Raw genomic sequence first — 7,870 nt, 5'->3', positions numbered from 1 at the left:
ATCCTATGGGCGACCCTTGGTTTTATTTACTTTCAGTTTTATTGGGTAGTATTAGTTTTGCTTCAGTTTTTACGATGATTTCTGGTATTGCTTCGAAGGCGAGTAATGGTGGCGGACTAATGGCCATTTTGAGTTTTCCTTTGATAATTCCTTTGCTGGTGGTTTTGATTAAATTCTCCAAAAATGCGATGGACGGTTTAGATAGGTCGGTTTCTTATGATGAAATTGGCGTTATTTTAGCTATAAATGTGATCGTTATCACTACTTCTTTACTGTTATTTCCTTACCTTTGGCGTGATTAAAATACAATTCTATGAATAAAATTTGGTGGAAGATTTTGGCTGTAATTCTTGTGCTATTCTCCATTGTTGCAGGCTTTCTATTTCATGTTCCCGCCAAGCCAATATTGAACGAAACCATTCGTAATATTCATTTCCACGTACCAATGTGGTTCTCAATGATTGTTATGTTGACGATTTCATTTGTTTATAGTGTACGTTATTTGCGTAGCTCAAATGAAAATGACGATTTAATGGCGGTTGAAAGCGCCAATGTTGGTATTGTTTTTGGTGTTTTGGGCCTTGTTACTGGAGCTGTTTGGGCCAAATTTACTTGGGGTGAAGCATGGAGTAATGATCCGAAGCAAAATAGTGCAGCAATAGCTCTTCTCGTTTATTTGGCTTATTTAGTACTTAGAAATTCGCTCGAAGAGGAGCAAAAAAGAGGAAGAATTTCTTCGGTATACAATATTTTTGCATTTCCAATCATGGTAGTTTTACTATTTATACTGCCACGATTAACCGATTCTTTACATCCCGGAAACGGAGGTAACCCTGGTTTTAATACAAAGGATATGGCCCCCGAACTTAGGCCTGTATTTTATCCTGCTGTGTTAGGATGGATATTAATCGGTGTTTGGATTACAAACATCAGATACCGCATTCGTAAAATTGAAAATAAAAAATTAGAGGATCATTAATTTCTTTCACATCAAATTATAAAAATATATTTTTAAATCTTGCCAAATGAAAACTGTTATCTTAACAATTTGTTTCCTATTATCACTATCAATGATCAGTATTGCTCAAAACTTGAACGGGGTTGATATGGCAACCGAGCTGAGAGAATCGGGAAAGATTTACGTGGTGGTGATGGTTCTTGCCGTTATTTTTATAGGAATTGCAATTTATTTGTTCTCAATTGACAATCGATTAAAAAAAATTGAGAAGCAAAAATAGTTGAAAATCGAGGTTTAAAATCTTTCAACTAAGATTTTATCGTTTTCTGTTGAGATGTACTTTATACACTAAGTAATTTTCATTTTAAGTATCGACTTTTTTCTAACAACTTTGCATCAGAAAAACCAATTATTCAAACTTATAAATTAATTTTATGGCTAAGTCTATAGACGCAGCGCACTCAGAAACTTCGTTTTTTGGAGATGTTTGCCAGTTTTTTGATCATGCAGCACAATTCACTTCTCATCCTGAAGGATTGCTTGACCAGATCAGATCATGCAATAGTGTTTATCGTTTTCGTTTTCCAATTCGTCGCGGGAACGGCTTCGAGGTTATTGACGCTTGGAGAGTAGAGCATTCACATCATAAATCGCCAACAAAAGGTGGTATTCGTTATAGTGAAATGGTGAATGAGGACGAAGTGATGGCACTTGCAGCATTAATGACCTATAAATGTGCTATTGTTAATGTTCCTTTTGGAGGCGCAAAAGGTGGAATAAAAATTAATCCTAAAGATTATACCACTGCCGAACTGGAAACAATTACACGTAGGTACACTGTTGAATTAATTAAAAAGAATTTTATCGGTCCCGCGATAGATGTTCCAGCACCAGATTATGGATCAGGTGAGCGTGAAATGAGCTGGATAGCGGATACTTACCAAACAATGAATCCAGGACAATTGGATGCTTTGGGTTGTGTTACCGGAAAACCATTGGCTTTGCATGGTATCGCCGGAAGAAAAGAAGCAACCGGTCGTGGAGTAGCTATTGCTGTTAGAGAATGTGTCGATATTGCTGAAGACATGAAAAAAATGGGACTCAGTCCTGGTTTATCAGGTAAGCGTGTAATCGTTCAAGGTCTTGGTAATGTGGGATATCATACAATAAAGTACCTGATTGAATTTGGTGCCACAGTAGTAGGGATTTGTGAGTTTGAAGGAGCAATTTATAATTCTTCAGGTTTAAACCTAGATGAGGTATTTACTCATCGCAAAATAACAGGTTCTATTCTAGGTTTTGCCGGTGCCCAGAGAGAATTTAAAAACTCTGCTGAAGGATTAGAGCAAGAATGTGATATTCTTGTTCCAGCGGCTCTTGAAAATCAAATTACGATTAACAATGTAGCAAATATTAAGGCTAAGATTATTGCTGAGGCAGCAAACGGACCAACAACTCCTGAAGCAGCAGCAGTATTGATCAATAAGGGTTGTATCATTATTCCTGACATGTACTGTAATGCTGGTGGGGTAACTGTATCTTATTTTGAGTGGCTTAAAAATCTTTCGCATGTTGCATTCGGAAGAATGGATAAGCGCTACGAAGAAAATGCCAATCTTAACTTGGTAAATATGGTTGAGAAGACAACCGGAGTTACGCTTGATGCCGTACAAAGAAGTTTAATTATTAAAGGTGCTACTGAACTTGAATTAGTGAATTCAGGATTGGAAGATACTATGATTAGATCTTACCATGAAATTAGAGATGTGCAGATGGCTAATCCTAAAATTGATGGATTAAGAACTGCGGCATTTGTGAGCTCAATTGATAAGGTTGCAATTTCTTATATGAACATGGGTATCTGGCCATAATTAATCAATATTATGTCAATAATGGAGCGGGATTTAATTATTTCGCTCCATTTTTTATTTAGAATGATTCTAATATAGAAACAATCTTGTTATATTTACTTCTTGAGCTTTCTAATTAGTATTTTTGCTAAATTATTTGAAGCATTATAAACTTATTGCCATGAAAAAAAGTTCCATAGCAGGTATTCTAATAATCGCTTTAGCGATTGGTATAATCATAAGCACTTATGCTGATTCGAGCACTTATGGCTCATTTGCTGATGCCAAAGAGTCGGCTTCCGAATTACACGTTGTTGGCCAGCTAAACAAAGAAAAAGAGCTTTTTTATGATCCTCAGCAAGATGCCAATTATTTTGCTTTCTACATGAGTGATAATGAGGGTCGTGAGAGTAAAGTGGTGTTTAATGGTGCAAAACCCCAAGATTTCGAGCGCTCTGAGCAAATAGTTTTAACAGGTAAAATGGTTGGAAATGAGTTTCACGCCTCAAAAATTTTAATGAAGTGCCCTTCAAAATATACAAATGACGAGGTTGAAATTACTGAAGTTTCTGCCACCACCGCAAAAAATTAAATCTTAATGGACATACAATTTATTGGAGAAAACCTTCTTCCTGGAAAGATAGGCCAATTCTTCATCGTTTTATCGTTTTGCACTGCATTACTTTCAACAGTTGCATACTATTTTGCAACAAGTACAAACCTTTCTAAAGATTCTCTTGTTAGGGCAAGTTCTGAAGGATGGAAGAAAATAGCTAGGCTTGCTTTTCTAATTAATTTGCTTGCAATAATTGGTATTGGCTCTTCCCTTTATTATATTATTTACAATCATTTATTTGAATATCACTATGCCTGGGCGCATTCTTCTAAAACATTACCTGTTTACTATATTATTTCTTCCTTCTGGGAAGGCCAAGAGGGTAGTTTTTGGCTCTGGACATTTTGGCAATCTTTTTTAGGTTTTATTATATTTAAGAGAGGTAAAACATGGGAAACCTCTGTAATGACTATCCTGATGCTATCACAGGCATTTATTGCTTCTATGCTTGTAGGGGTAGAGGTTTTCGGGTTTAAGATTGGAAGTTCACCTTTTATTTTATTGAGAGATGCAGTTCCAGGCCCGATTTTTCAACGTGGAGATTATTTGAATTTAATACCTGATGGAAATGGATTAAACCCTTTACTTCAGAATTATTGGATGGTAATTCACCCGCCAACTTTATTTTTAGGCTTTGCATCCATGATTATCCCTTTTGCTTATGCGATCGGTGGTTTATGGGAAAGAAGATATTCGGAATGGGTTAAGCCTGCATTACCTTGGACTTTATTTGCGGTAATGATTCTTGGTACTGGTATCATCATGGGTTCATTTTGGGCCTACGAGGCTTTAAATTTTGGTGGTTTTTGGGCATGGGATCCGGTTGAAAATGCATCAATTATTCCTTGGTTGACCCTAATTGCAGCAGTACACGTTTTAATCGCCTATAAAAATTCAGGACATTCGTATTTTACCGCTACTTTCTTAGTTTTAATTAGCTTTGTTTTAGTTTTATATGCCTCCTTCTTAACAAGAAGCGGAATTCTAGGAGAAACATCTGTCCACTCTTTTACAGATTTAGGGATGTTTTGGCACTTAGTTTTATACATCCTAGTTTTTCTTTTTTTGGCAATCTTTTTCATGGTTATTAGATGGAAAGAACTTCCAATTACCAAAAAAGACGAGGAGACTTATTCACGCGAATTTTGGTTGTTTATAGGTGCGCTAGTTATTTCAATTGCTTGTTTGCAAATCTTGGCCACTACATCAGTCCCGGTGTTTAATGCAATTTTCGGTACCGAAATTGCACCTCCTGCAGATGTTATCGCTCATTATAATAAATGGCAGGTTCCCTTTGCAGTAGTTATTGCTTTTATTTCGGCCTTTGCACAATATTTAAAATATAAGAAAACAGATCCTAAGAAGTTCTTTATCAGCATTTCTGTTTCAGTAGTTTTATCTTTATTTATTACCGCTGCGGCAGTTTACATCATGGATATTTACTCCAATGTGATGTATATCATTCTAACTTTTGCGGCTATATTTTCAATAGTTGCGAACGCTAGAATATTGGGAGATGCTTTCTCTGGTAAATGGCGTTTGGCTGGTTCTGCTGTAGCGCATATCGGCTTCGCTCTGTTATTAATTGGAGCACTTGTGGCAGCTGCAACCAATAAAGTAGTTTCCATCAATAATACTGGAATCGGATTCGGTGATGAATTTGCAAAAAACAATAATCCACGAGAAAATATTATTCTTTACAAAGATGAACCCGTTAAAATGGATCGCTATAGTGTGACCTATTTAGGTGATTCTGTCGAGGGTGTTAATACATATTATAGAATCAACTATAAGGTTATTGACGAAAAATCAGGTAAGGAGAAGGAGAATTTCACTCTATATCCAAATGCGCAGTTAAATGCAAAGATGAGACAGATAATTGCCTCGCCAGACACAAAGCATTACTTGTTCCATGATATCTATACTCATGTTAGTAGCGTGCCTCTCAAAGAGGAAGATCATGAAGAACATGAAGGCCATTCGGATGATGAAAGTTATGAGAAACCTATAACTTATGAAATCAATATTGGTGATACAGTAAGATTTAGAGAAGGTTTTATTTTGGTTAAGGGAATAAATCGTGAGGCAAAAGTTCAAAATATCCCTCTTGGTGAAAAGGATATCGCAATTGGATTGCAATTGGAAGTCAATTCGGAAGATAAAATTTATTCTTCAGAGCCAATTTACATGTTAAAAGATGGTTCAAAATTTGATTTTGGCAAAAAGGTTGATGAAAAAGGCTTAAAATTCCGGTTCACAAATGTATTTCCTGATAAAAATAAGTTGGAGCTAATGGTTTACCAAAAGCCTAAAGCTGAAAAACAATGGGTAGTATTAAAAGCTATTGAGTTTCCATTTATTAATTTATTGTGGGGTGGGACCATTATTATGGTAGTTGGCTTTATTTTGTCGATTTTCCGAAGAAACAAAGAAAATAAACAGGTCTGATGAATATCGTTTTACTAGGTAGTGGCAATGTAGCCACGCAATTGGGTCGGGCTTTTAAATTAGCGGGGCAAGATATTGTTCAAGTGTGGAGCCGTAACATTGAAAATGCTCGTGAACTTGCAGATAATTTAGCTGCAATAGCAATATCAGATTTCGACTATCTGGATAGAAAAGCTGATCTATACATTATTTCTGTTAAAGATGAGGCCATTAATGAACTTGCGAAAGAGTTAAAAGTTAGCGATAAGTTGATTGTTCACACTTCTGGTTCAACCGGAATGGATATGTTAGAGGGTTCATCTTCTAAATTTGGTGTTTTATATCCATTGCAAACTTTTTCTAAGTCTCAGATGGTAGATTTTAGGCAAATCCCATTTGCTATTGAAGGGAATACCCCAGAAGTTGCTTCTACAATACGTGCCATTGCTGATCGACTTTCGGAAAGGGTTGTTGAATTAAGTTCAGAACAGAGAAAGGCGCTGCACATTGCAGCCGTATTTGCTTGTAATTTCAGTAATCATCTTTATGCTCTGTCGCAAGAATTATTAAAAGAGCAAAACTTGGATTTTGATCTTTTAAGACCTTTGATTTCTGAAACAGCAGCCAAAGTTCAGTCTAACGATCCTCACAAAATGCAAACAGGGCCTGCCTCACGTGGTGATCAGGAAACAGTTGAAGCTCATATCGAACTTTTGAAAAACAATCCTGAGATGCAGAATCTTTATCAACAATTAAGTCAGAGCATAGTCAATTTACAAGAGCGCTCAAAAGGCTAAATTTAAATTGCTACTTTTGCATCAATGAACATTTTTAAGTTAAAAATTAATTTTGAGGAAACTTCAAAGCCATCTTTGGAGCTACCCATTGCTGAAGGGGAATCCGTTCTTGATGTTTGTCTCGATAATGGGATAGAATTACAACATAATTGCGGTGGTGTTTGCGGTTGCAGTACCTGTCAAGTTTACATAAATTCAGGTATGGATTTTTTACAGGAAATTTCTGACAAAGAGGAAGATTTCATTGATCGTGCTATAAATCCACGTATCAGCTCTCGTTTAGGTTGTCAATGTGTTGTAATTAACGGCGATATTGAAGTGACTCTTCCTGATCAGCATCAATTTTTAGGACATTAATAAATAAGAAATGGCAAACGATAAATTTGAATTACCAATTCATTGGAATGACCATGAAGATATTGCTATGGGACTTTATGAAAAGTTTGGCGATAGTTTTGGGGAATCTCAGATCTACAGAATCAGATTTACTGACCTACTCGAATGGATTTTAAGTCTGCCAAACTTTGCTGGCACGCGTGAAGAAAGTACAGAAGGTCATTTAGAGCAAATTCAGTCCGCTTGGGTTTACGAGTGGCGTGATAATCAATAGGAAGACGGAGGTCTGAAGACAGAGGTCGGAAGGAAGTCGGAAGACAGAGGTCTGAAGTCGGAAGGAAGTCGGAGAGGTTTTACCGCTTACCTCAGTCCTCATACCACAGTCCTCCCGCCTCCCATCAAATTTTAACATCATGTTCCTAGAAAAACTTAAACATATTAAAGCCATTCTTCTAGATGTAGATGGTGTACTAACTAATGGCAATTTACTGCTTACCGAATCTGGGGAGCAACTCCGTCAATTTTATATTAAGGATGGTTATGCCCTGCAACTCGCAGTGAAAAGGGGCATTAAAATTGCTGCACTCTCTGGCGCAAAATCTAAGGGTGTTGAACATCGTTTAAAGGGTTTAGGTATTCAGGATGTTTTTCTTGGGCTCGATTCAAAAATTGAAGTTTATCAAAATTATCTTGCTCAAAATAATCTTTCCTCTAAGGAGATTCTATTTGTTGGCGATGATATGCCTGACTTACAGGTGATGAAGCTTGTGGGATTAGCTGTCTGTCCCGCGGATGCCGTCGAAGAAATCAAGGCAATTTCACATTATATTTCTCCAAAAAATGGGGGTGAAGGTTGTGTTCGGGATATCGTTGAGAAAGTCCTTAA

General features: G+C 36.7%; 10 protein-coding genes. All 10 read left to right on the top strand.

Going from position 1 to position 7,870, the window contains the following annotated elements:
* On the top strand, positions 1 to 302 hold a 302-nt coding region (locus ACILQF_RS08080), incomplete at its 5' end, for a heme exporter protein CcmB (RefSeq protein WP_395626910.1).
* A gap of 11 nt (positions 303 to 313) precedes the next feature.
* Positions 314 to 979 carry a cytochrome c biogenesis protein CcsA gene (ccsA, locus tag ACILQF_RS08075; protein ID WP_395626909.1) on the top strand — a complete coding sequence of 222 codons (666 nt, stop codon included), beginning with the start codon at positions 314 to 316 and terminating at the stop codon, positions 977 to 979.
* A 46-nt stretch (positions 980 to 1,025) separates the two neighbouring features.
* Positions 1,026 to 1,238 carry a CcmD family protein gene (locus ACILQF_RS08070; protein ID WP_395626908.1) on the top strand — a complete coding sequence of 71 codons (213 nt, stop codon included), beginning with the start codon at positions 1,026 to 1,028 and terminating at the stop codon, positions 1,236 to 1,238.
* Between the two features lie 154 nt (positions 1,239 to 1,392).
* Positions 1,393 to 2,829 carry a Glu/Leu/Phe/Val dehydrogenase gene (locus ACILQF_RS08065; protein WP_395626907.1) on the top strand — a complete coding sequence of 479 codons (1,437 nt, stop codon included), beginning with the start codon at positions 1,393 to 1,395 and terminating at the stop codon, positions 2,827 to 2,829.
* Positions 2,830 to 2,989: 160 nt separating this feature from the next.
* Positions 2,990 to 3,400, top strand: a complete 411-nt coding sequence (locus ACILQF_RS08060) for a cytochrome c maturation protein CcmE (protein WP_395626906.1) — start codon at positions 2,990 to 2,992, stop codon at positions 3,398 to 3,400.
* 6 nt (positions 3,401 to 3,406) lie between these two features.
* The gene (locus tag ACILQF_RS08055; RefSeq protein WP_395626905.1) at positions 3,407 to 5,872 is read left to right on the top strand and encodes a heme lyase CcmF/NrfE family subunit; all 2,466 of its coding nucleotides are present in this window, start codon (positions 3,407 to 3,409) and stop codon (positions 5,870 to 5,872) included.
* Positions 5,872 to 6,648, top strand: a complete 777-nt coding sequence (locus ACILQF_RS08050) for a Rossmann-like and DUF2520 domain-containing protein (RefSeq protein ID WP_395626904.1) — start codon at positions 5,872 to 5,874, stop codon at positions 6,646 to 6,648. Before ACILQF_RS08055 ends, ACILQF_RS08050 begins: the two co-directional genes overlap by 1 nt.
* Positions 6,649 to 6,672: 24 nt before the next feature.
* Positions 6,673 to 7,005: a 2Fe-2S iron-sulfur cluster-binding protein gene (locus tag ACILQF_RS08045; protein WP_395626903.1), complete on the top strand. Its 333-nt coding sequence runs from the start codon at positions 6,673 to 6,675 to the stop codon at positions 7,003 to 7,005.
* 10 nt (positions 7,006 to 7,015) lie between these two features.
* Complete coding sequence (gene iscX, locus ACILQF_RS08040; RefSeq protein ID WP_395626902.1) at positions 7,016 to 7,258, top strand: Fe-S cluster assembly protein IscX; 243 nt, start codon at positions 7,016 to 7,018, stop codon at positions 7,256 to 7,258.
* Positions 7,259 to 7,397: 139 nt separating this feature from the next.
* Positions 7,398 to 7,870, top strand: a 473-nt coding sequence (locus ACILQF_RS08035) for a KdsC family phosphatase (protein ID WP_395626901.1), incomplete at its 3' end; no start/stop codon positions are given.

The sequence above is a fragment of the Daejeonella sp. genome (genome assembly GCF_044232565.1).
Lineage (GTDB): Bacteria > Bacteroidota > Bacteroidia > Sphingobacteriales > Sphingobacteriaceae > Daejeonella.
Note: the sequence above shows the minus strand (reverse complement) of the source record. Positions and strands in the feature narration are given on the sequence as shown.